We start from the raw sequence: 23,810 nt of genomic DNA, 5'->3' as shown, positions 1-23,810 counted from the left end.
CAAAGAATGAGACGGATGTACTGAATCAACGTCAGGGTTTAGGGGGCAATCCTACACCGTTCAGAATCACTTTATATTGAGTGTACGCAGAATTGAAAATACTTTGATCCTGGTTTTTTTAATCGCAGTATTTGTGATGCTCTAGTTGAATCATGGAAATTATGGAAGTTATGGAACTAATCCAGGCGTACATCACCAGCAGCACCATACGTACAATAAAAGCACTGATTTGTTAAGAAAACGAAACAAGCTTTAACAAAGAGTAGCAAATTGCGGCTCAACACTCAAATCCTAGGCAAGCACAATTAATTTGCTCAAGATTCTATGGGATGAAATGGCTGCTTCAAATTTCTCTCGTTCGGGAGAGGGTTGTCCCTCGATCACTACTTTATTTTTTATTTAGAGTTTAACTGGCTTCACTAGCAATATTCGCTTCATATGGGGTGCATTGGGCGAGAAAAGTCCGATCGTTTGTGCAAAACTCGGCTAATTTACGTTTTTTTTCATAAACGTACTTCAAGAAGCTGTGATTTTTGCCGAAGACGTTTTATTTTTTTAGTGGCTGGTATTTTTTCAGCCCAGTTGTTGTACTCATCTTCTAACTGAACCATGAATCAAATTTGGTGTGTTACGTCTATCCTGCAATCAGGAGGGATAGATGGCTTCTACTCATTGGCTCAGGCTAGCCCCCAACCTGCCGCGCCTGATGCTGGAACTGCGGCAGGAATTGGCTTATTTTTCGGGCAATTGGGAACCTTCCTTCCCAATCTGCTGGGGCCTTAGCTATTCTCATCGTCGGTTGGCTGATCGCGGCGATCGTGGCCTCGGTGGTGAAAGGATTACTGCGGAGAACCGATCTCGATCGGCGACTGGCGGGCTGGGTGACGGGTCAACCCGAAGAAGCCGCAGGTTGGCCGGTTGAAAGGTGGGTTGCGGCCACCGTTTTCTGGCTGATTATGGCGTTCGTCATCATCGCGTTCTTGAATGCCCTCAATCTCCAGGCCGTTTCTGCACCGCTCAACAGCTTTTTGGAGCAAATTTTCAGTTTCCTCCCCCGGTTGGGTGCTGCGGCTCTCTTACTTGCATTGGCATGGGCCCTGGCCACAATTGCCAAACTCATCGTCACACGGGGGCTGGCGCGGTTTAATCTGGACGATCGCCTGGCAGCGCAAACGGGAGAACGGTCACCGTTTCTGCTCAGTGAAACGTTGGGAAATGTTCTGTACTGGTTCATTTTTCTGTTTTTCCTGCCCATTATTCTGGATGTATTGAATTTAGGGGGCCTTTACTTCCAGTCCAAAACCTGCTGAATGATCTCCTCACGTTCCTGCCCAACATCCTTTATGCGATTGTGATTGCGGCAGTGGGTTGGTTGATTGCGCGGATTGTCCGGGGCATTGTGACAAATCTGCTGGCAGCAATGGGAACGGATCAGTTGGGCGTTCGGGTAGGTTTGACCCAGGCGACGGGTGGATTATCCTTGTCGGCTCTGATTGGCACGATCGTCTATGTGTTGATTCTGATTCCTACGGCGATCGCGGCCCTAAACGCACTACGCATTGAAGCTATTTCCGCGCCTGCGGTTTCAATGTTGCAAGACATCTTGCTGGCGCTACCCCGAATCTTTACCGCAGCCCTGATTTTGGTGCTGTTCTACGTTATTGGACGGTTTGTGGCAGATCTGGTTGCCAATATTCTGACCAGTATTGGGTTTAATAACGTCTTCAACTGGATGGGATTTGCTCAACCGCGACCCACCGTTACCCCCCCAACCCCACCCCCCACGACCCCCAGCGATATTCCCCCAGCATCGGGCACCCAAACGGTCGTTCAACCGCCAACCCCAGCTCGCCGTACTCCCTCGGAAATTGCGGGCATTATTGTGCTGATTGGCATCATTCTGCTGGGAGCCGTTGCCGCTACGGAAGTACTGGGTTTCGCCGTGCTCACAGCGATCGTCAATGGCATTCTGGCGGTGTCTGCTCAGGTGCTCAGTGGACTCATTATTTTCGGAATTGGGCTATATCTGGCGAATCTCGCCTTTAACCTGATCTCCAGTTCTGGAAATCGTCAGGCGCGTCTCCTGGCTCAAACGGCTCGGATTGCCATTATTGTCCTGGTGTCTGCAATGGCCCTTCAACAAATGGGAATTGCCAGCAATATTGTTAACCTGGCCTTCGGTCTGCTGGTTGGAGCGATTGCAGTGGCGATCGCCCTGGCCTTTGGTTTGGGAGGTCGTGATGTTGCATCGGAGGAACTCCGAAACTGGGTGTCTTCCTTCAAGCGGCAGTAACCGTCACGGTTGTAACTGTTCTCATTCGTACAGGGTGATGAAGCTGATTCTTGGTAAGGTACGATGGTGCAGCATTCAATCTCAGGTCTAGAGCATCTCTTAAGAATATGTCTGACCCTATACAAGATTGTTACTCCAGCAATCTGACCCTATGAGGAAGTCGTATTCCGCCATAAATAGGGAAAGCAGAACCCGACGTTCAGGCGGCATTCTCATAAATGTAAGTTAGACAAGTTGAAATTCTTGTAGGATGGGCCTTCTGCCCGTCCTGCTTTTTTGTGGAGAAGTTTGCTGCCGTTCTAGTTTTGGGAATTGGGTTAACGACTATCTGTAGGAACAGAGCAGGCTGTGCCCCTCCTGGGAGGGTGGAGCCAGGCAAAAATGCATAAAACCTAAATTGATTGAGTCAGTCGTAATTTTTAGTTGCAATTTTTTTAATTATCTATACACTAAATGCATTCGCTGGGAATTCTTTGTCTCCCTGCTTCCTCTATATGGAGTGTTCCTGTCCTAACCCATTGGCACCATAGGAACGTCCATCAGGGAATGCTTTAAACCTTTTGGCTCTGTAGCATCGATTCCAGCTGGGCTTCTTCCCGTACTACCACTGGGATGGCTGAGTGAGTACATGAACCTAGAGACATATTCCTGAGAGTCTGTTAATATATGTAAATATTACGAAACGTAAAGCTTTATAAAAATGGTTTTTATCCTGATCCTAGTCGTTGGGCTGGTTGCCTGGGCACTGCATCTGATGCAGGAAGCCATTCAACACCGCGAATTTTCCCTGATGCTTGCCGGATTTCTGGTTTCGTCCTCTGCGGCAGCCCTCGTGGCAGTGTATTTCTTGATGGGAAACTACGTCGGTTACATGTCGGAAATGGCCCACCGCGCTTATATATCTGAGCAGATGACCAGTTCATCTGAATGGGCCGCCCTCAGCGATAACTGGCTGGAAGAATTTATCGAAACAGTACCCGATGGCACGAATTCAGCCCTGCTGGAGTAGCTTGTTCTAATGCTCTGGGATAAGAAAATTATTGGTTCCATGCCACATCAGGGGGTTTGTTAGGGGTGTTTGACTTGCAGATGAGGCTATTGCAGTGAGGCTATTGCAGTACGCGATCGAGGTTGGGTTCTCTTCTCCCATCGTCCTTCGAGTCTCAGGTTGCTAACTTTGACCGTCTGCGCGTTATTGGTGGGCAACTCTTACTGATTCCAACCATTTACAATTTCACTGTTTAATATCTTTTGAGGTCGATGTCTTGCGGTAGTCTTTTGAGGGGGCTATGTAAGACTTTTTTAGTATGTGTCGCTAGACCCACTTCAACTCGCTGTATTCTGATGAAGTGTCCCGGTCTGGTTATTGCCAAGATTTCAGAATCCAAAGTTAACGTTTTCCAGGGGTAGATGATTCTAAAGCCTGGCGATCCTCATGCTATTCAAATCGAAAAATTCAAAATTGGTAGATACATCATCCAAATCATATGTTAAAACTACTCTCGGACAGAGTTAAATCCGTTCAAACTCATCGGTGTTGAGGGATCTACCCGCAACCCTCCGCAGTTCGTCGCCTCAGATGTCACTTGAGAGAAGTTCACAATGGCTTCTGCTGGTGTGTTTTGTGAGGACGGCTTTGGACAATGCCGCAGTTTAATCCACCCTGTTACTTCATCGTCCTTGTATCTATAAATTGAGCGCAGATGCCCCCTCATTTTTATAACTTAGCTGCTTTTTTAATTTCCGCTGTGGTTGTCCTCCTGGCAACACCAATCGTCAGGAAAATTGCGCTCAAAAAGGGGTATTTTGATCCTCCCGGTGAGCGCAAAATCCACAAACGGCCGATGGTGCGCTTGGGTGGGGTTTCGATTTTTGTAGGGGTTCTGGTCGCGCTACTGCTGATCTGGTGGTTGGGCGGTTTCAGTGGGTTGTCTCCGAGCAAAGAATCAGAAGTCTGGGGGGTGACGATCGGCGGGTTGGCCTTTTTCTTGATTGGTTTAGCAGATGATTTGCTGAATTTATCTCCCCAACTCCGGCTGTTTCTGCAAGTCACGGTGGCTTGTTTAGCCTGGCATGCGGGCGTTCAGATTGAATTTTTGACCATTCCTCTGGTCGGACTGACTTCATTACCGACCTGGATTAGCCTTTCCGTCACGGTGATTTGGCTGGTGGGGATGGTGAATGCGATCAACTGGATAGATGGATTAGATGGTCTGGCTGCAGGGGTTTCGGGCATTGCGGCGATCGTGATGATGATTGTCTGTCTGTTTATGAATCAACCCGCAGCAGCCATCATTGCAGCGGCATTAGCGGGAGGTGCCCTCGGCTTTTTGCGCTACAACTTCAATCCGGCACAAATTTTTATGGGGGATGGTGGAGCCTACTTTATGGGCTTTACCCTGGCGGCAGTCGGGGTCATTGGTCTGGTCAAAAGCGTTACTACTGTAGCGGTTTTATTGCCGTTCTTAATTCTGGCTGTGCCGATTCTGGATATGTCTGCGGTGATTTTCGATCGCCTGCGCAACGGTCGATCGCCCTTCACTGCCGATAAACGCCACCTGCATCACCGTCTCCTCAAGGCCGGTTTACCTCATCGCCTCGTTGTCCTATTTATTTATGTCTTAACCCTCTGGGTTGGTAGTCTGGCCCTCGCTTTCTCAGGCATGCCCAGTGGACTGGCCTATGCGATCGCCTCAACGGTGCTTCTGAGCTACACGGGATGGAAGGTGAGGCAGTATGCGCGGCAGCAGTGATTGGGGAGTCAGAGATAGGGTAGGGGCGTGCGTTCGCCCCCTCATTGCCGATCGCCTGTTTTCCCTACCCCTTCCCTCACCCCCTTCACCCCCTCCCCCTCTGCCATGACCGACCTCCAACGCAGTGCTGAAGTCCTCTCTGTCGGAACGGAACTCCTCCTCGGAGATATCCTGAATACGAACGCGCAATTTCTGGCGCAGGAGCTTGCTCAGTTAGGAATTCCCCATTACTACCAGACCGTGGTGGGGGATAATGTGCTGCGGATTCAAAAGGCGGTGGCCATTGCCTGCGAGCGATCGCGCCTGCTAATTTTTACTGGCGGATTGGGGCCCACACCGGATGACCTGACGACGGAGACTTTAGCAGATTTCTTTGGGGTTCCCCTGGTAGAACGGCCTGAGGTTTTAGAGGACATTGCCCAGAAGTATGCTCGTCGGGGACGGCAGATGACTCCCAGTAACCGCAAGCAGGCATTTTTACCCCAGGATGCGATGATTTTGCCCAATCCGACGGGAAGTGCGCCAGGGATGATCTGGCAGCCGCGATCGGGTTTAACTATCTTGACCTTTCCGGGGGTTCCCAGTGAAATGAAGGAAATGTGGCGACAGACGGCCGTTCCCTACCTGATCAGTCAGGGATGGGGGCAGGGAATGATCCATAGCCGGATCCTCAGATTTTGGGGAATTGCTGAGTCAGCATTGGCGGAGAAAGTCAGCCCCTACTTGAATATGGAGAATCCAACGGTGGCTCCCTATGCTGGAAATGGGGAAGTCCGGTTGCGAGTATCGGCGAAGGCGGCAACGGAGGCAGAAGCAGAGGCATTGATTGCCCCAGTGGAGCAGGAACTCAAGGCGATCGCAGGGACAGACTACTTTGGGGTGGATGATGACACGCTAGCTTCAGTAGTCGGGAAACAGTTGAAGGCAAAGGGACACACCTTAGCCGTAGCAGAATCCTGTACCGGGGGTGGATTGGGTCATCTCATTACCACGGTTGCCGGGAGTTCAACCTACTTTCGCGGCGGTGTCATTTCCTACGACAACCTGGTCAAAGTCAGTTTGCTGGGAGTCAGATCGGCAGATCTGGAGCGGTACGGAGCCGTGAGTGAAGTTGTCGCCTGTCAGATGGCGTTGGGTGTTCGTCAGCGGCTAGGAGCTTCCTGGGGGATTAGCATTACCGGAATTGCCGGCCCCGATGGTGGTACAGATGAAAAGCCCGTTGGACTGGTTTACATTGGCATAGCGAATCCGCAGGGGCAGGTGGAGTGCTTTCAGTACCAGTTTGGCTCATTTCGAGGTCGAGACTTCACGCGATGGCTCAGTGCTTGTACGGCATTGGATCTACTGAGGCGAAAATTATTGTGAGCCAGTAGCGACGCGACTGTGCCGCAAATCTCCTAGCGACTACTTAATCCAAACTTTAAAGAATGAGCGAAGCAACCGTGAGTTTGGGCATAATGAGTTTGCTGGAGACCCAATGGTGAGACATGACCTCCGAACCTTTTATCACACTCGATGATCAGCCCATCTACATCGGGCAAGTGCTACGCTACCTCCAGGCCACTGGTAAACTGGATGCCTTCATCGGTGATATCGTGCGCCAATTCGTACTGGAACGAGAACTGAAGGATCGAACTGATTTAAACATTAATTCTGCTCCGATTGAGCAAGCTATTATCGACTTCCGCCTGCAAAATCAGCTTACGGAATCGGATCAGTTCCAGGAATGGTTAGCGAATAATAACCTGACCTATGATGCGTTTCATAATCAGGTTTCAGTCAACTTTAAGCTGAAAGCACTGAAGGACAGCATCACGGCAGCGAAATTACAAGAGCACTTTATTGAACGCAAGATTTTCTTAGATCGCGTTGTTTTATCTCGGATTATTACCACCAATAAAGAACTGGCCGACGAGCTACACAGCCAAATTCAAGACGGAGCCAGCTTTGAACAGCTAGCCAGAGAATACTCCATCACCGACGATAAGGTGATGAATGGCATGGTGGGGCCGGTTAGCCGGGGGTCAATGCCCGATATTTTGCGATCGGCGGTGGATCTGGCCAAAGTGGGCGATGTAGTGGGGCCCTTAGGACTGGAAGATCGCTGGGGACTCTTCCGCATTGAAGAAGTCCTGCCGGCCACCCTGGATGATCCGCAGTTGAAACAGAGCCTGGAAGATGAGCTGTTCGAGCAATGGCTCAACGAAAAAATGCAGCAAGTACCCATCAAACTACAGGTAGGGGAATGATCACAAACGACCAACCGATCAATCTAACCTGGGATAAACCGCCTCTCTGCTGGTTGACTTTAGATCAGCAAAGCCAGATCAGAACCCAGGTAAAACCCGATCGCTATGCCATGGGGGAAGTGATCTGGTCTACGGAAATGCCCGGCAAGCAATTCCTGGTGATGGAGGGAAATGTTCGTCTTGTCCCCAGTGACGGTAAGCCAGTGCTCCTGAAGCAAGGTGACTGGTTTGGCGATGCTCTGGAACTCACTGATGCCTGGAAAGCAAGAGCTGCCAGTAAAGATGTAGTGGTACTGGCGTGGGAGACATCGGTTTGGGATCGGTTGGAGTCCACTGAAATTCAGCAGTTTTGGGCTTCCGTTCGATCGCACTATCAGCCCAATTTTTCCCTTACCCCCAAGCCCGTTGCCGGCTATCCCTTTGTTTCCAGTCCCCATACCGCAGCGGCCAGCCTGACGATGCTGGCCCAATTTCTGCAAGTCCCGTCCCAACTGGAATGGATACAGCGGCAATTGCGAGGACACCGTCCCAAGGATTTAATCAACGGCGGCGAAAAGCTGGGTATCCAGATGCGACGACTGCTGGTGGGCAACTGGCAGGATTTACAGCGCATTAACTTCCCAGCATTATTGCAATGGCAGCAGGATGGTCACTGGGTGGTGGTCTACGGAGTCCGGGGCGATCGGCTGCTGATCAGCGACCCCCTCAGTCCCAATCAAACCTGTGAAAGTATGCCCCGTTCCCTGGTGGAATCAGCCTGGGACGGACAAATGTGGCAGGCGGAACTGATCCAGAAGCAGGATCAGTTTAACTTAAGCTGGTTTTTGCCTGCGGTCTGGCGGTTTCGGGGTTTGTTAACAGAAGTGCTGCTGGCTTCCTTTACCCTGCAATTGCTGGGGCTGGCCACGCCGGTGATTACCCAGGTGATCATCGACAAGGTGATGGTACAGGAGAGTCTGGCTACGCTGGATGTGATGGCGATCGCCCTCTTAGGGGCGGCTGTATTTGAGGCAATCCTGGGCATCCTGCGGATGTTCATCTTCACTCACACGACCAATCGCCTGGATATGTCCCTGTCGGCGCAGTTGTTCCGCCATTTGCTGCGGCTGCCCCTGTCCTACTTTGAAGCAAGACGGGTTGGGGACACCGTTGCCAGGGTGCAGGAGCTAGAGGAAATTCGGCAATTCCTCACCAGTACCGCCCTAACCGTTGTCCTGGACAGCATTTTCTCCGTCATCTACCTGGCCATGATGGCCTACTACAATATCAAGCTGACTGGGGTGGCCCTGGCGGTGATTCCCCTGTTTGCCATCCTCACCCTGGTGGCGACTCCCATTCTGCGGAACTGGTTGAACGAAACCTTTAACCGCAGTGCCGATAGCCAATCCTTCCTGGTGGAAACGGTCACAGGCATTCACTCCGTCAAAGCCCATGCTGCGGAGAAAACCACCCGCGATCGCTGGGAAGGACTCTATGCCCGCTTTGTTCGCACCGGATTCAAAGCCACGACCACGGCGAATATCAGTAACCACCTGGGCGATTTTCTCACCAGCTTTTCAGCCCTGCTGATCCTCTGGTTTGGAGCACAGTTGGTGATTAAGCAGGAACTGACGATCGGTCAACTGGTGGCCTTTCAAATGTTATCCGGTCGGGTGACGGGGCCGTTGCTGCGCCTGATCCAGCTCTGGCAGAACCTTCAGGAAGTGTTGCTGGCGGTCGATCGAATTGGCGATATTCTCAACACTCCCCCAGAGGCAGAACCCGGAACTGGCCTCATGCTGCCTCCCCTGCGCGGTCAGGTGAATTTTGATCAGGTGTTTTTCCGCTACAAGGAAGAGCAGGAACCGATTCTACGGGGGATCTCCTTTGATGTGGAACCGGGGATGTTTGTCGGCATTGTTGGACGCAGTGGTTCAGGGAAGAGTACATTATCTAAACTGATTCAGCGGCTCTACCAACCAGAAGCAGGACGAATTCTGGTGGATGGATTTGACATTAAGAGTGCCGATCTGGCTTCTCTGCGCCCTCAGATTGCCGTTGTGTTGCAGGAAGATTTCCTGTTCAACGGTTCAGTGTTAGAAAACATTACCCTGGGCAATCCGGATGTCAGTGCAGAAGAGGTGGTGGAAGCAGCCCGACTCGCAGTGGCCCACGACTTTATTTGCAACCTGCCCCACGGCTATGAAACCAACGTGGGGGAACGGGGCACCTCCCTTTCGGGCGGTCAGCGGCAGCGTATTACCCTGGCACGAATGTTTCTGTCCAATGCTCCAATTCTGATTCTGGATGAAGCCACCAGCAGCCTGGATGCGGAAACGGAACAGCAAGTCCTGGAAAACCTGAAGCGTGTTTCCCAGGGGCGTACGATGTTCCTGATTGCCCACCGTTTTGCTCCTTTGAAGCGAGCCGATTTGATTCTGACGATGGAAAAGGGAGTGATTGTGGAGCGGGGGACTCACGATACTTTATTGAACCAGAAGGGGTTGTATTGGTCGCTGTATCAACGGCAGCAGGCAGCTATTTAGGTCGCTGTTTGTTCAAAAGCTCGGCAAGCTTGAAGAAATCGATCGGGGATATGAGGCATTGCGCCCCAGTGCAGGTGAACATAGGAGGCATGAACCTGATGGAGATGCCAGCCTTCCTGGTTAGGGGACGATCGCCCTCATAGCCCCGCAATTGATAGAGGGGTGCAGCCGGTAACTGGGTCAGCGTCGATCGATGAAATTCGTGCCCCCACACCGTTTCACCAGCCTTCAACAAAAAACTATCCTGCATCACCGTTCCCTGACGATATCCCAGGGTCAGCCGTTTGCCCATTTCAGCCATCGTCGGCAAAATCCCCACCATCTCCCACGATCGCCCCTCAAAATCCACTAACTGCTCCGCTAGATACATTAACCCCCCACATTCCGCATAGGTCGGCATTCCTGACTGGATGGCCGATCGCACGGAGTCCCGCGCCAACCGATTCTGACTCAACGGCTCCGCAAATACTTCAGGAAATCCTCCCCCCAAATACAAGCCGCTCACCCCATCGGGCAAAGCCTGATCCGCCAACGGACTCCAGAACACCAGTTCAGCTCCCAACTGTTCCAGCCGTTCCAGGTTATCAGCATAGTAAAAGTTAAAGGCGCGATCGCGGGCAACAGCGAGTTTGGGAGTGGAGAGTGGGCTTTTGCCGTGAGCGTCAGCCGAACGGGAGTGGGGAGTGGGGTAGGGACGAATTGCGGCGAATTGCCCATACAAAGAATGGGGTAGGGGCGAATCGTGATTCGCCCGTATAGGGAGGGAGGGATTAGTTCGCAGGAGAGGGAGAAGGGTCTGCCAATCAAACCAGTGTTCTCCCAAACAAGCCAGCCGATCGATCAGTTGATTTAATTCAGGCAGTTCATCGGTGGGAATCAGTCCGAGGTGGCGATCGGGAATCGTAATATCCTCATGGCGACGGAGAACGCCCAAAATTGGTAGATTCAGCGGTAGTAGGGCTGCTTTGAGTAAATCCAGATGGCGATCGCTGCCGATACGGTTCAAAATTAATCCAGCCAATTTGATCCTGGGATCAAAGGTTTGATAACCGTGAACCAGAGCGGCGATCGATCGGGAAATCCGGCTGCAATCCAGAACCAGCACAACGGGCAAATTCAATAAACGCGCAATGTGAGCCGTACTGGCCCAATCATCCGTGCCACTAGCCCCATCGAATAAACCCATCACCCCTTCCACGAGCGCAAATTCCACCTCCTGAATATGCTGCTGGAAGCATTGCTGCACATACTCTGGGGAAGTCAGAACCGGATCGAGATTGCGGCAGGCTCTCCCGGTGACGTAACGGTGAAACATCGGATCGATGTAGTCGGGGCCGACCTTGAAGGATTGAACGTGCTGTTGGCGTTGGCGGAGGGTGGCCAGCAGGGATAATGTCACCGTGGTTTTCCCAACTCCACTGCGCTCACCCGCAATGACTAAAGCCATAGGAAGCCATAAGAAGATGTAAATCAGTAAATCAAGATTTGATACAGGCTTAAAGTTTCTATAAATTTGCAGCGGGATGCCAGAGTTTTCGAGAGTTTAGCACATTGGAACTGCTATAACTCAAACGAGATGCATTGCAAAATGTCTGAGGGGATATCAAGGAGTTTCATGGTGTCAGACGCAAAACCAACAATTTTAGTCACAGGCGGTGCCGGATATATTGGTTCCCATGCGGTTTTAGCCCTGCAACAGGCGGGTTATAACGTAGTTGTGCTGGATAACCTGGTGTATGGTCATCGGGAACTGGTGGAAAATGTCCTTAAGGTAGAACTGGTGATTGGCGATACCAACGATCGCGTTCTGCTCGACAAGCTGTTTGATACCCATGACATTGCAGCCGTCATGCACTTTGCCGCCTATGCCTATGTCGGTGAATCGGTGACGAATCCTGCTAAGTATTACCGCAACAACGTCACGGGAACCCTGACCCTGCTGGAGTCCATGCTGGAGGCAGGAATTAATAAGTTTGTCTTCTCCTCCACCTGTGCCACCTACGGTGTTCCTAAGACAGTGCCGATTCCGGAAGATCATCCGCAAGACCCGATCAACCCCTACGGGATGTCCAAGCTGATGGTGGAGCGCATTCTAGCAGACTTTAATCTTGCCTATGATTTCAAGTCGGTCTGTTTCCGCTACTTCAATGCCGCTGGAGCCGATCCTGAAGGCCGGTTGGGTGAAGATCACAATCCTGAAACCCACCTGATTCCCCTTGTCTTGCAAACGGCCTTAGGTCTACGCGATTCAGTTTCGATTTTCGGTACAGACTACCCCACGCCTGATGGTTCCTGCGTTCGAGATTATATTCATGTCACCGATCTGGCTAGCGCGCACGTTTTAGGAGCGGAGTACCTGCTCAAGGGGGGTGAAAGCCAGGCCTTTAATCTGGGGAATGGTAATGGGTTCTCCGTTAAGGAAGTGATTGAAGCGGCAAGGACTATCACCGGACGGGAAATCAAAGCGATCGAATGCGATCGTCGTCCAGGGGATCCACCCGCCCTGGTGGGTAGCAGCGACAAGGCGCGATCGGTTCTGGGTTGGCAATCCCAATATGCAGACCTGACCCAAATTATGACCCACGCCTGGAACTGGCATCAGCAGCGGCATGGTCAGTAAATGCGAAGCAGTCGGTTCAGACGTGATTTCCGCATAGCCCTTGCCTCATGCTCCTACTAAAAACCGGGCACTCCAAAACACGCCAACCCCAGCCAGCGTAATCCAGTCCCGCAGCCGTAGCCGAAACTGATGCCACTGGACTTGATGCTGATTAGGGCTGGTAAATCCCCGTACCTGCATAGCACTGGCAATTTGCTCGGCCCGAACCAGGAGGTTATCAATCAACCGTTCTGCAATCATCGTCCAAACTTGTGCAGTGCCGCGAAACCCCAACTTTTTCCAGTTGATCGCTCTTGTTCGCACCGATCGCACCAGGTTCTGAACCTCCTCCAGCACCAGCGGAATAAATCGCAGAGCCAGGGTCAGGGTCAGAACAATTTCGGTGATGGGTAGATTGAAGCGGCGCAGGGGAGCCAGAAGGTTATCCAAACCAGCCGTAATTTCTTCTGGAGCGGTGGTCATCAAATACAAATTCGCACTGTAAATGAGTGTGAACACAAGCGACCCCAACCGAATGGCCAGTTCCACCGATCGCCGGGTGATGCGGATAATGCCCCGCTCAAACAGCACGTATTGATAGTCCGTCGGTTGGGGTAATTCCTCTGCTGAGTTTGTCAGATCAGCTTCAGGGGCAGTTGCAGTACCCGCTTCCGGCGGAGCGATCGCCAACTCGTTGGCAGGAAGGCGTGGCTGTTGGGGGACATTAATCCCATCTGGAGCCAGCATGGTGACAAAAAACAGCAGCAAGCTCAGGATCAGCACAATCCCCATTTGCCGTCGCCAGGTTCGGAAGGGGAGCAGGGTTGATAGGGTGAGCAGAATTAACCATCCCACGATCGACAGTCGCCACGCTGGACTGGCTCCAATAGGAGTCAGCATAAAGCTAATTAACCAGGCTAACTTCACTCTGGGGTCAAGCTGATGCAGCCAGGTGACGGGCTGTTCTAAGTAAAGGCCAATGGGCAGCGATCGCAGTAAATCCATTAAATCTTAGTGGCTCGATTGGGGTTATTCCGTTCAACTTCGCGGAGCTTCTTCCCGCGCCAGAAAATCCGAATGGGGGTGCCGATGAAGCCAAGCTGTTGGCGGAACTGTCGTTCAATATAGCGACGATAGTTGTCGTTAAACAGTTTCGGTTCATTGACGAAGAGGGCGATCGTCGGTGGTTGGCTGGCGACTTGAGTGCCGTAGTAAATTTTGCCTTGTCGTCCCTGCCGTGTGGTAGGGGGAGTATGCCATCTCAGGGCTTCTTCCAGGACTTCATTCAAGACCGCAGTGCTGACCCGTCGTTTATGCTGCTCGGCGGACGTGTTCACCAGTTCCAAAATTTTCTCGACCCGTTGCCCAGTTAACGCACTGACGTAGATCGTGGGGGCCCATTCGGTGAAGTGCAGCCGATCTTTTAGATGTCGCTCGTATTCGTAAATGGTATGGGAATCCTTTTCGATCGCATCCCACTTATTCACCACCACGATGCAGGCTCGACCATCTTCAGTGACCCGACCTGCCAGCTTTTGGTCTTGCTCCGTAATGCCATCCAGCGCATCTACCACTAGCAGCACCACATCTGCCCGCCGGATCGCTTTGAACGCGCGATTAATTCCGAAAAACTCTGGCCGTAGTCCACATTTTTCTTCTTGCGAATGCCTGCTGTATCCACCAACCGATAGCGGATGCCGTCTCGCTCCACCACCATGTCAATGGCATCCCGGGTCGTACCGGAAATCGGACTGACAATCGATCGCTGCTCGCCCACAAAGGCGTTGAGTAGGCTGGATTTCCCGACATTGGGACGACCGACGATCGCCACCCGAATTTCATCACTTTCTTCCAGTTCCTCCGTAGGCGGTAGATGATTAATGAGTTCATCTAATAATTCGCCAGTCCCATTACCGTGAATGCCGGATACCGGAAACGGTTCGCCCAGTCCCAGACTCCAGAACTCCGAGGCTTGAATCAATCCCTGCTCCGGAGATTCGCACTTGTTCACCGCCAACAGCACCGGAACCGTTTGCTGCCTCAGCCAGGTCGCGATCGCTTCATCTGCCCCCGTCACCCCTGCCTGACCATCCACCACCAGGATTGCTGCGCTCGCTTCCGTCAGAGCCATCATGGCCTGTTCCCGAATCAGCGGCAAAAACTCAGTGTCATCATTGAAGACCAATCCGCCCGTATCCACCACTAGAAAATCCCGATCCTGCCAGTAGGCCTGCCGATAGGTTCGATCGCGGGTTACGCCCGGTTCATCGTGGACGATCGCATCTTTGCCCCCAGCCAGGCGATTGACCAGGGTAGATTTACCGACATTTGGGCGACCGATGATGGCAACAACAGGAAGTGACATGGTAGAGAAGAGAAATGAAGAACTAACTTGAAGTCTGGAGTCGTACCGTTGAATCGACTGTGGCTCCGCTGCATCCATTGAACCGTAAAATGCCCAGATTAGCTCTTCCAGACCCAATAGGAAACTCCATCAGCCTTTCCTATTCTTGCTTAAAAAGTTGGGATCAGGGGTAATACTCAACTAGTGAATTTCCCGGATAGCAGCCTGAGCCTCTCTTCGTAATCCTTTAGCGATGCGAAACAACTCCTGTCCGGTGTGCAAGTAATGCTCATCATAGCTAGTGATAAATCGCTCAAGCTCGTCGATCCCATCTGCCACCTGATTCAGGCAGTAGTAAAGGTGGGCCGCAACCCCTGCCACATTAGAAGGGTTGGGCATGGAGCGAAACAGCCGTTGAGCCTGCTGAAGATCTTCGCGGCAGTCGTCCAGATAGGCTTGAAAATCCTCTAACAATTCATCATCAAAGGGATCCGCCGCCAGGTCATCAATTTGATCCGGTAGAGGATTCATAATCTGGCACAGCAGCCGATTGATGGGTTGATAAATCCGACTGAGCCAGAGTTGGAGTTGTTCATCCGCATCTCGGCCGTCCTGCGACGAGAGTACTCCGCTTGAGCGGCAGCCGTTCGAGTTTGACGATCGGTGGATTGAGCCGTGGTACTGTAAGCCCTGGGTGAACCAGACGCACCATAGGATCGATGGGTTGTATATTCCAGGTGGCGATCGTAATGCCTGCGCTGCTGCGGATCCCCCAAAATTTCATAGGCCGCGTTGATGGCAACGATCCGATCGTGACTGATCATTGCCTGGTTGCTATCGGGATGAAATCGTTTGGCTAGACGACGGTAGGCTTGTTTGACCTCCGATTGAGTGGCAGCCGGGCTGATCTCCAGGGTGTCGTAATGATTAGAATCAGTCATGCGCCTATTGTATCGGGGATTGCAGCCCGATCGGGGGTTCGGAAAACTACATTAAATTACATCGGAGCCAGAAGTTCTGGATCCTGGAAGAGCGGCGTACTGAGGTAACGTTCACCAAAGCTTGGTTGGATCATCACCAGCAGTTTTCCAGTGTTTTCAGGACGACGGGCCACTTGAATGGCGGCGGCTAAGGCAGCTCCACTGGAAATCCCAGACAGTAGACCCTCTTCCCGCGCCAAGCGACGACCATAGGTAATGGCTTCATCATCGGTGACAGCAATGACTTCATCAATCAAGTCCACTCGCAAGACTGGCGGAATGAACCCAGCCCCAATCCCCTGAATCTTATGCGGGCCCGGTCGTCCCCCCGTCAAAATTGGACTATTCGCAGGTTCCACCGCGATCGTTTGAAAAGTTGGCTTCCGCTGCTTGATCACCTCTGAAACCCCGGTGATCGTTCCACCCGTGCCCACGCCAGCCACTAAGAAATCAACCTGCCCCTCCGTATCCTCCCAAATTTCGATCGCCGTTGTTTCCCGATGAATTTTAGGATTGGCGGGATTGCTGAACTGCTGCAACATATAGGCATCCGGGGTGGATTCAACAATTTCCTGAGCGCGTTGAATACATCCCCCCATCCCTTCAATACCGGGAGTCAGCTCTAATTGCGCTCCATAGGCCCGCAACATTGCCCTCCGCTCGGAACTCATGGTTTCTGGCATAGTCAGGATCAGGCGATAACCTTTGGCTGCTGCTGCCATCGCCAGAGCAATCCCCGTATTTCCTGAGGTGGGTTCCACCAGTACCGTTTTCCCAGGCGTGATCAACCCCTCCTGTTCCGCTGCCGTAATCATGCTGATGCCGATTCGGTCTTTCACGGAAGCTGAAGGATTCATACCCTCCAACTTGACCACAATTTGAGCCACGCAACCCTCAGCCTGGGGAATCCGGTTGAGCTGCACGAGGGGAGTGCGGCCAATCAATTCTGTAACATTACTGGCAATATGCATAGGTTCAACCAATGAAGTAGGAATCAATGCCCGTGAGGGATGATACAGAGCAAATAAGCAATCCAAAACCGTTCAACGCACCCAGAATTTGATTGAGGGTTTTGTCAGAAGCAAGTTGAGAATCTATCAAAGCCTGTTCAGGAAACGAATCAGGAATCTAAATGTAATACATGATGTCTAGCTGCCGTTTGACATCTCGCTTTTCTGTCAAATCCTGAAGCGTGTATTTTTGCAAAACATGATCAGCCGCCTGTCCAGCCTCCTGCCAAATTTCTCGAATCACCATCCCTTCAACGGATTTTAGTTCTTGCCCCGTTTCAGGCGATTTGGCATCGGCTCCTTCAATGCAGTTCACAACTTCCAGTAGGGTAATTTTCCAGGGTTCTCTGGAGAGGAAGTATCCTCCCTTCGCCCCACGCTGGCTCCGAACCAACCCCGCTCGCCTCAACGTAGCCAACAGTTGTTCCAGATAGCGATCAGGAATATTTTGCTCGGCCGCAATTTGACGAATTTGTAATGGCTCACCATCACCGTAGTGAATTGCTAACTCCAGCAAAGCTAACAAGGCATATTCACTTTTACAAGAGAGTTCCACGGGCAAAGATCAATGATGTATTGCTCCTCCAGTATACCCCGGTTCTCCACTGGGGTTTGCAGGTTTATTCACAAAAAAATGCCCAGGTCGTTCTCAGACCTGAGCAAATCAATTAAGTTTCCGCTTCACAAAACAGTGATTAAACTAACGCGATTCAGCAGAACCTAGAAGGAGAAGGTGGTTCTGATCGCACCTGCAAAGGTATCACTGACATCAGTGTCGCCACCGGGATTGTTCAACCAAATCACACCAGGCGTGATGGAGATACGGTCGGTGACACGGAAGCGATAGAAGCCTTCAATAGCGAACGGAATCCGATTAGCACCCCGGCTATCGACCAGAGCAGTACCATTTTCGGTACCGAAGAAGACCCCATCACCGAAGCCTCTGGCGTAGAGAGGTGCTCCGAACAGAATACCCAGCAAGTTTCCTTCTCCACCCAGGTCAGGGAATGCCACTGTACCCTGGTAGCTCCAGACATCATAGTCACCCCGTCCGATGACGCGAGTCGGGATGTAGGCGATACCACCACCGATTTGAAGGAAGTCCGCCGGCTTGAAGTTAACCTGAGCACCATAAACGTTCAGGACTTGAGGCCGATCGACGTTGAGGAAGAAACTGTCGTTGAAGTAGCTGTTGGAGTACATCACCGCAGCATCGAAAGCATCGCTGAGGAAGCTCAACTGAACGATCGCACCATAGTCACCGTTGAACAGACCTGCACCATCGGCGGAGATACCGGCTTCACCCGATGCATAACCGAAGTCAAGGCTGAAGTTTTCGGAAAGTTGGACGATCGCACCCGCACCGAATCCACCAGGAATGACAGAGTACTGCTGAGGAGTACCAAAGTTCGTTAAGGAACCTTGACCGCCACTATCAAAGGGGCTAACGGTGGTTGCCACGAAGTCGGAATCGCCAATGCTGTTTGCACCGATGATGACCTGAACGTTGCCAACCGGGAAGGTGTACAACAGATCATCCAGGGCAATGTTGTTATTGGCAGAACCATCCTGACCAAAGGACCAGCCCATGTTGTTGACCGCCAAGGAGTCAAAGCTCTGGAAGTTACGAGCTTGTAGACGTGCTCTCAACAAGTCTTCGCCTGTGAAGCTGGTATCGAAGTTCAAACGAACCCGGTAACCACCAATGGCCTGGGAGTTGTCAAACTCATCATCGTCGTAGTCAAACGGAACTGCAACAGCGAAGATGGTTTCACCCCGGAGTTGAGTCGTAGTGGAGAACTGATTTGCTTCCAATTCAGCCACCCGTGCTTCCAGGTTGTCTACCCGACCGCGCAGGGTTGCCAGTTCAGCGGCGAATTCTTCTTGCAAACGCTGGAGCGTTGCCAAATCTTCACGAGTTGCCAGGTCAGCCGTGCTGGCTGCGATCAATTCGCTGATCCGATCTAAACAAGCGTTCAAACCAGCCGCAAACTCATAACGAGTCATGGCACTCTGACCGCGGTAGGTTCCATCGGGATAACCTGCAATACAGCCATACCGTTCAACCAGGGACTGGAGAGCCTGGAATGCCCAGTCTTCGGGGCGAACGTCAGACAATTGCGTGATGGAAGTAACCTGAGACAAGGAATCCTGGCTACCGTACTGAAGAATCTCATCAATGGAAGAAACTTCTGAAGCGGGCTGTTCAGGTGCAGCTTGGGCAACTTGAACTTCAGTTTCAGTGATGTCATCCAATGCAACAGTGACATCAACTTCTGCTTGAGCTTCAGGTGCTGCTACTTCAGCAGGAGCCGCACTGATTTCGAGAGAAGTCACCGATGTGGAGAAAGAATCAGTAGCTTCCAGATCGAGCGAAATATCATTGAACAGAGAATCTACCTCAGCGTTGGGCTGCAACTCCACTGCAACCGCAGAAGTAGACATCATCAAGGCCGCACCTAGAAGGGTTGGCGTAGTCAGCAGAGCGTTCCAAAATACTTTGGTTGCCATTAGTTTTGTCCTCACACCTAATCTAAAGGGACTTTAGACTATCACACTTGCATTTTAAGCCTGAGCAATTCGATTGATCAAGATAGATTAATGAAAATCTCACAATCTACTTTTTTGTTGTCGATCTCAGTGCTAAGTAGGCGATCGTTTTCCGACACGCCTTGTTAAAGCATTCCCAATTACTTTAGAAAACTATCCGCTCCCACCAGGCTGCCATTTAAGAAACTGTCCATTATGTTCAGCGTCCATCATGTCAGAGGGTGAGAGCGGTCTAGCGGGTCTTCAGATTGAAACCAGACTGCCGGGAGGAACTTTAGACCAACCCAGCGACTCATTCAAATCAGCAGCTTAATTGCGGCAGCTTTAGATGAGCGTTCAGGTCAGCTACTAGAGAGCAGCCCCGGCACACAGCCAACTTTCTCCAATCTGATGACCCATCCGTTTACTACTATCTTGCATGGGCATCACCTCCTTTATCCCTAGACGGTTAATCTCTAAAGGATCAATCCTGAATGAACCAGATCCACATAGTGGAGTGGAGTATGACTTCAGGATCCGTTCCTGGAACAAAATTTGCTCCTGGAACCAAGTGGTAGCAGGCGTTTAACGCTTTATCTACCTGTGAGTCAGAATAACACAGAAAATCAGGAGATGGTAGGAGACAGTTCAAGATGTGGTCTACATCCAGGCTTATTCCGCAGCTTCTCCACCGACGACAACGCTGCGAATGCGAAGGCTAGGGCCGCCACAACCCACTGCCAGTCCGCTTTGTCCGCCTTTTCCACAGCCACCAGACTCATCCCAAAAGAAATCATCTCCAATCGCCTCTATATCTGCCAGCGTTGTGAAAACATTGCCTGAGAGGTTAACGTCTCTGACCTGCTCTGCCAATTCACCATTGCGGATCATCCAGGCTTCCCCAGCGGCAAAGGTAAACATTTCACCGTTGGTCATCCCCCCCAGCCAGTTGCGGGCATAAACCCCTTCTTTGATGTCGCTCAACAGGTCTGGAACGGGTGTGTTACCCCGCTCAATCCAGGTATTGGTCATGCGGACGATCGGTGGATAGTGATAGTTTAAGCACCGGGCATTGCCAGTGGGAGTTTCTCCCAGCTTGCCTGCGGTTTCCCGAGAATGGAGCCGTCCCACCAGAACTCCGTCTTTAATCAGTTGAGTGGTGGTAGCTGGAACCCCTTCATCGTCGTAATAGTAGCTGCCGCGATGCCCTTGAGGAGCTGCCCCATCGTAGATTTGCAGTTCTGGAGAGCCAAAGCGTCGTCCCAGGGTCATCACTTCCAGCAGATCAGGGTTCTCGTAGGCCATGTCTGCTTCAGAGAGGTGCCCAAAGGCTTCATGGACAAACAGACCTGACAGGATGGGGTCAATCACCACTGTATAGGTATTGCCCTTGACGGGGGGCAACGCCAGGGCATCCACCGCTCGCTGGGCTGCACTTTGTACCTGAGCATCCAGGGCCTGTAGATCTTCGTAGGCTTTCCGAGATCCGGTGGTTTCTCGCCCGGTTTGCACCGTTTCACCATTGCGGGCTGTTGCTGCGAACCGCATCTCCAGATCAATCCAGGACTGTTCAATTAAAGTACCCTCAGAGGTGGCAATCAGAATGCGTTGGGCACTGTCCCCATAGCGCACGGAAGTGGTGGTGATGCGATCGTCTACACTGCGTAAAATTTCAGCGTAGTGGCTGCATAGGGCTTTCTTCTGTGCCAGAGAGATTTGCCGAGGGTCGGTTCCAGTCAGGGGGATTTGCCGAAAATCCTGGATGGGTTCAATCGGAGCTAACAAGGTTTCTTCATCCCCGACTAATCGGGCCGCCGCGATCGCCTCTTCAATGCGATCCTGCAGGCTGGAGAGCTGATTGAAGCTGGCAAACCCCCAGCCGCCCTTGTAGCAGGCTCTCACCTGCCCTCCGATCGAAATGCCTTCACTCAGGGTTTCTACCTTCTGTCCCCGTAGCAAAATATCGGTTCCTTCCGCCTCCTCCAATCGCACTGCAAGATAGTCTACCTGCGATCGGTATTGAGCAATTAGCTCTGTCAATCTATTTTTGGCATCAGACAGCGCGATGGACATAAACGAACCTTCTATGGGCGAGTGTTGACTTGATCCTATCAGGATCGGACAGAGTTCTGGATTGGTGAATTCCCCCTGAAGGTTGATTGGTTGGAAATGTGGTTCAATCAAATACCAGCCTATTATTTAGTCGTAAGTGGTGAATACCATGCCGAAATATGTGATGTGGGGCAGTTATTGCGAGAACGTGCTGGAAAAACGGGCACCTTACCGCCAAGCCCATCTCGATCGCCTGACTGAGTTAAAAGAAGCTGGAGCCGTTGTCACCATTGGCCCTACCAAAGATTTGCAGAAAGTGTTTGGCGTGTACGATGCCGAAGACGAAGTCGCTGCCCGGAAGCTCGTCGAAGATGATCCCTACTGGCAAAACGGGATTTGGACGGACTATCACCTGGCGGAATGGATTCAGGCGTTTTAGGGAGTGGAGTCACGGGCAGGCGGGAAATTTTGCAGGCAAAAATCTACGGCTGTCGCAATCCGGCTGGTTTGTTGAGGATAGGTAATGGCAGGGCGATCGATCACAATCAGTCTGATACCCAGATCCTGAGCTACCTGCCGTTTGATGTCTTCTCCCCCTGCGGTTCCCGATGCCTTGGTAATAACTGTTGAAATTTGCCACTGCTGCCAGAGAGCCTTTTCCAGAGGGGCAGAGATGGGTGGACGAAGGGCAATCAGGCGATCGGGGGTGAAGCCAGCCGCCAGTGCCGCTTCCAGAGCCGTCGTGGAGGGCAAAATCCGGGCGAAGAGGGTGGCGCGATCGTGCCAGGGTTGGAAGTGATGCAGGAATCGATAGCCGAGGGTTAGAAGGACTCGGTGGCCGGTCAGGTCGTGGGGAGTGGGGAGTGGGCTTTCGCCGTGAGCGTCAGCCGAACGGGAGTCGGGAGTGGGGAGTGGGCTTCCGCCGTGAGCGTCAGCCGAACGGGAGGGGTTGGAGGGTTCGGAGGGTTGGATCTCGGGACGTTCGTAGCGGAGATAGGGGATTTGGTGGCGTTGGGCAGTGGTGATTGCCAACTGGGAGATTTCTACGGCGAAGGGGTGGGAGGCATCCAGGATGCAGTGGATGGACTGTTCATGGATGAAGGACTGAATGGTTGCGGGATTGAGTGAGCCAACCCAGATTTGCAAAGTCGGGGCGATCGGGTAGAGCGATCGGGCCGTGTCCGTGGTGACGGTGACAAGGCAGGGGATCTGGTGAGGGATCAATGCCCGTGCCAGGGCTACACTTTCCTGGGTTCCCCCGATTAGCCAGAGGGTCATGGGCCACTAGAGAAATTGAACTTTGTAAAGCTGAAACAGTTCACCGGGTTGGGTTTTAACAACTTTTGTATTGGCGGCTTTCAATAGTTTTTGCCAGTTAGCTAACGGTTCCAGGAACACTTCAGCCCCCAGGTAGGTTTCCAAAATTGCCCAGTTTTCGGCGATCGGCGTTTCTGGATCGATCACATCAAACACAAAAAATCCGTCGGGCTGCAACATTTTCTTGACAGTTGCCAACACCTCATTCCAGTACGCCAGAGGATAGTAGCAGCTAAACCCGGTGGCAATGACCAGATCAAACCGCTCGTTGTCGTACTTCAACTCATGGGCAGCCCCCAATTTCACCCCTTTAAACAGTTTTGAGTTCAACTGCGATCCTCTGGTGTTCAAAAATTCCTGGGCAACAGTGCTAATGTCCTGACCATAAAAATAAGCATTCCAATCGCGCCAGGGATAGATCAAGAAGCTAATGCCGCAGCCAATATCCAGACATTTCTGGTTTTTCTTCGGTTTGGCAATCTCCCAAAACGGCGAGGCCACCTGGTTCGCCAGGGAACCACTGATCCATTCCTGAAAGATCGGCATGGCTTCTACTTCGGGTGGCAACTCGAATGCTTCTCGTCGATACTCACGGTTGAACCGGAGTGCGATCGCATCAATGTAATCCTGCCAGGACTGCGCAGGATGATCGCCTAGAAACCCAGAAAGATTCTGATTTTGGGAGGCTCGATCGCCAGCCTTAGCCATTAAATACCCTCAGATCGTCGAACATCGAAGCTTGACCCTGTTATTTACCTGTTATCTGTATAGCCTGGCTTGTGCAACTTAATTTGTCCAGCTTGGACTGTAACCTGGCAAATGACTGGTCGCAGAGTGGGGGAAGCCCGTGGGACTGAGTACTCTTTACAGCATTTACTTCACAGCATCTACTTCACAGCATCTAAAAAGTAGCCCATATCAGTAGCCCAGTCCTCATGGCATCAGGAGCATCCCCGTTTTATCCTTTTAAGGCGCGATTGAAGTTTTGCCGATAGGATTTGTTGGCAATGACGAAAACGGGCCAGAGCAACGACAGGTGCAGCCGTCCATTGCTGAAGTTGGTGCGGTTGAACCCAGTCCAGAATTTCCAGACTCCATAGACGTAAACAGCTCCCGCTGCCAGCACTGCAAGTTGTAGCATTTAGACCTCCACAAATTT

The 23,810-nt window shown here is 51.7% G+C and carries 18 protein-coding genes and 3 pseudogenes; 10 read left to right on the top strand and 11 right to left on the bottom strand.

Annotated features, from left to right (window positions below):
- The first annotated feature begins 609 nt into the window (after positions 1-609).
- From ACM1PF_RS15950 to ACM1PF_RS15915, 8 genes are all read left to right on the top strand, one after another.
- Positions 610-783, top strand: a complete 174-nt coding sequence (locus tag ACM1PF_RS15950) for a hypothetical protein (protein WP_416676275.1) — start codon at positions 610-612, stop codon at positions 781-783.
- 47 nt (positions 784-830) lie between these two features.
- On the top strand, positions 831-1,310 hold the full coding sequence (locus ACM1PF_RS15945; protein ID WP_416676671.1) for a mechanosensitive ion channel family protein: 480 nt from the start codon (positions 831-833) through the stop codon (positions 1,308-1,310).
- The gene (locus ACM1PF_RS15940) at positions 1,226-2,293 is read left to right on the top strand and encodes a mechanosensitive ion channel (protein ID WP_416676669.1); all 1,068 of its coding nucleotides are present in this window, start codon (positions 1,226-1,228) and stop codon (positions 2,291-2,293) included. Before ACM1PF_RS15945 ends, ACM1PF_RS15940 begins: the two co-directional genes overlap by 85 nt.
- Before the next feature lie 700 nt (positions 2,294-2,993).
- Positions 2,994-3,302 (top strand): hypothetical protein, encoded by a 309-nt coding sequence (locus tag ACM1PF_RS15935; RefSeq protein WP_416676274.1) that lies wholly within the window; start codon positions 2,994-2,996, stop codon positions 3,300-3,302.
- 694 nt (positions 3,303-3,996) lie between these two features.
- The gene (locus ACM1PF_RS15930) at positions 3,997-5,046 is read left to right on the top strand and encodes a glycosyltransferase family 4 protein (protein ID WP_416676273.1); all 1,050 of its coding nucleotides are present in this window, start codon (positions 3,997-3,999) and stop codon (positions 5,044-5,046) included.
- A 105-nt stretch (positions 5,047-5,151) separates the two neighbouring features.
- On the top strand, positions 5,152-6,411 hold the full coding sequence (locus ACM1PF_RS15925) for a competence/damage-inducible protein A (RefSeq protein ID WP_416676667.1): 1,260 nt from the start codon (positions 5,152-5,154) through the stop codon (positions 6,409-6,411).
- 122 nt (positions 6,412-6,533) lie between these two features.
- Positions 6,534-7,295, top strand: coding sequence for a peptidylprolyl isomerase (locus ACM1PF_RS15920; protein WP_416676272.1), 762 nt, complete (start codon positions 6,534-6,536; stop codon positions 7,293-7,295).
- Positions 7,292-9,820: a type I secretion system permease/ATPase gene (locus tag ACM1PF_RS15915; protein WP_416676271.1), complete on the top strand. Its 2,529-nt coding sequence runs from the start codon at positions 7,292-7,294 to the stop codon at positions 9,818-9,820. Before ACM1PF_RS15920 ends, ACM1PF_RS15915 begins: the two co-directional genes overlap by 4 nt.
- On the opposite strand, the pseudogene ACM1PF_RS15910 reads toward ACM1PF_RS15915, so the two are convergent.
- Positions 9,817-11,267 (bottom strand): annotated as a pseudogene (locus ACM1PF_RS15910) (cobyrinate a,c-diamide synthase). The gene ACM1PF_RS15915 and the pseudogene ACM1PF_RS15910 overlap by 4 nt on opposite strands.
- Before the next feature lie 171 nt (positions 11,268-11,438).
- Between ACM1PF_RS15910 and galE the strand changes: the two are divergent.
- Positions 11,439-12,440 (top strand): UDP-glucose 4-epimerase GalE, encoded by a 1,002-nt coding sequence (gene galE / locus ACM1PF_RS15905; protein ID WP_416676665.1) that lies wholly within the window; start codon positions 11,439-11,441, stop codon positions 12,438-12,440.
- Between the two features lie 45 nt (positions 12,441-12,485).
- Here galE and ACM1PF_RS15900 read toward each other — a convergent pair whose 3' ends face one another.
- The 7 genes and pseudogenes from ACM1PF_RS15900 to ACM1PF_RS15870 all read right to left on the bottom strand — a co-directional run bounded on the left by ACM1PF_RS15900 (position 12,486) and on the right by ACM1PF_RS15870 (position 21,355).
- A complete protein-coding gene (locus ACM1PF_RS15900) occupies positions 12,486-13,424 on the bottom strand; it encodes an energy-coupling factor transporter transmembrane component T family protein (protein ID WP_416676270.1) in 939 nt (312 codons plus the stop codon).
- A pseudogene (der, locus tag ACM1PF_RS15895) lies at positions 13,424-14,784 on the bottom strand (ribosome biogenesis GTPase Der). Before der ends, ACM1PF_RS15900 begins: the two are co-directional and overlap by 1 nt.
- A gap of 180 nt (positions 14,785-14,964) precedes the next feature.
- Positions 14,965-15,704, bottom strand: a pseudogene (locus ACM1PF_RS15890) (J domain-containing protein).
- 56 nt (positions 15,705-15,760) lie between these two features.
- Positions 15,761-16,714, bottom strand: a complete 954-nt coding sequence (gene cysK, locus ACM1PF_RS15885) for a cysteine synthase A (protein ID WP_416676269.1) — start codon at positions 16,712-16,714, stop codon at positions 15,761-15,763.
- 157 nt (positions 16,715-16,871) lie between these two features.
- Entirely contained in the window at positions 16,872-17,309 is a 438-nt protein-coding gene (locus ACM1PF_RS15880) for an RrF2 family transcriptional regulator (protein ID WP_416676268.1), read from the bottom strand.
- Between the two features lie 164 nt (positions 17,310-17,473).
- Positions 17,474-19,264 carry an iron uptake porin gene (locus ACM1PF_RS15875; RefSeq protein ID WP_416676267.1) on the bottom strand — a complete coding sequence of 597 codons (1,791 nt, stop codon included), beginning with the start codon at positions 19,262-19,264 and terminating at the stop codon, positions 17,474-17,476.
- A gap of 690 nt (positions 19,265-19,954) precedes the next feature.
- On the bottom strand, positions 19,955-21,355 hold the full coding sequence (locus ACM1PF_RS15870) for a TldD/PmbA family protein (RefSeq protein WP_416676266.1): 1,401 nt from the start codon (positions 21,353-21,355) through the stop codon (positions 19,955-19,957).
- A 148-nt stretch (positions 21,356-21,503) separates the two neighbouring features.
- On the opposite strand from ACM1PF_RS15870, the gene ACM1PF_RS15865 reads away from it, so the two are divergent.
- A complete protein-coding gene (locus ACM1PF_RS15865) occupies positions 21,504-21,773 on the top strand; it encodes a YciI family protein (RefSeq protein ID WP_416676265.1) in 270 nt (89 codons plus the stop codon).
- Here ACM1PF_RS15865 and ACM1PF_RS15860 read toward each other — a convergent pair.
- From ACM1PF_RS15860 to ACM1PF_RS15850, 3 genes are all read right to left on the bottom strand, one after another.
- Positions 21,770-22,612 (bottom strand): precorrin-6A/cobalt-precorrin-6A reductase, encoded by an 843-nt coding sequence (locus tag ACM1PF_RS15860; RefSeq protein WP_416676264.1) that lies wholly within the window; start codon positions 22,610-22,612, stop codon positions 21,770-21,772. The two genes, ACM1PF_RS15865 and ACM1PF_RS15860, sit on opposite strands and share 4 nt — an antisense overlap.
- Positions 22,613-22,618: 6 nt before the next feature.
- The gene (locus tag ACM1PF_RS15855) at positions 22,619-23,359 is read right to left on the bottom strand and encodes a class I SAM-dependent methyltransferase (RefSeq protein WP_416676263.1); all 741 of its coding nucleotides are present in this window, start codon (positions 23,357-23,359) and stop codon (positions 22,619-22,621) included.
- A gap of 250 nt (positions 23,360-23,609) precedes the next feature.
- Positions 23,610-23,792 (bottom strand): hypothetical protein, encoded by a 183-nt coding sequence (locus tag ACM1PF_RS15850; protein WP_416676262.1) that lies wholly within the window; start codon positions 23,790-23,792, stop codon positions 23,610-23,612.
- Positions 23,793-23,810: the final 18 nt, after the last annotated feature.

The sequence above is a fragment of the Egbenema bharatensis FJBBOT/2019 genome (assembly GCF_048077055.1).
Taxonomy (GTDB): Bacteria; Cyanobacteriota; Cyanobacteriia; order Elainellales; family Elainellaceae; genus Egbenema; species Egbenema bharatensis.
This window is presented reverse-complemented; position numbering and strand designations above follow the sequence as displayed.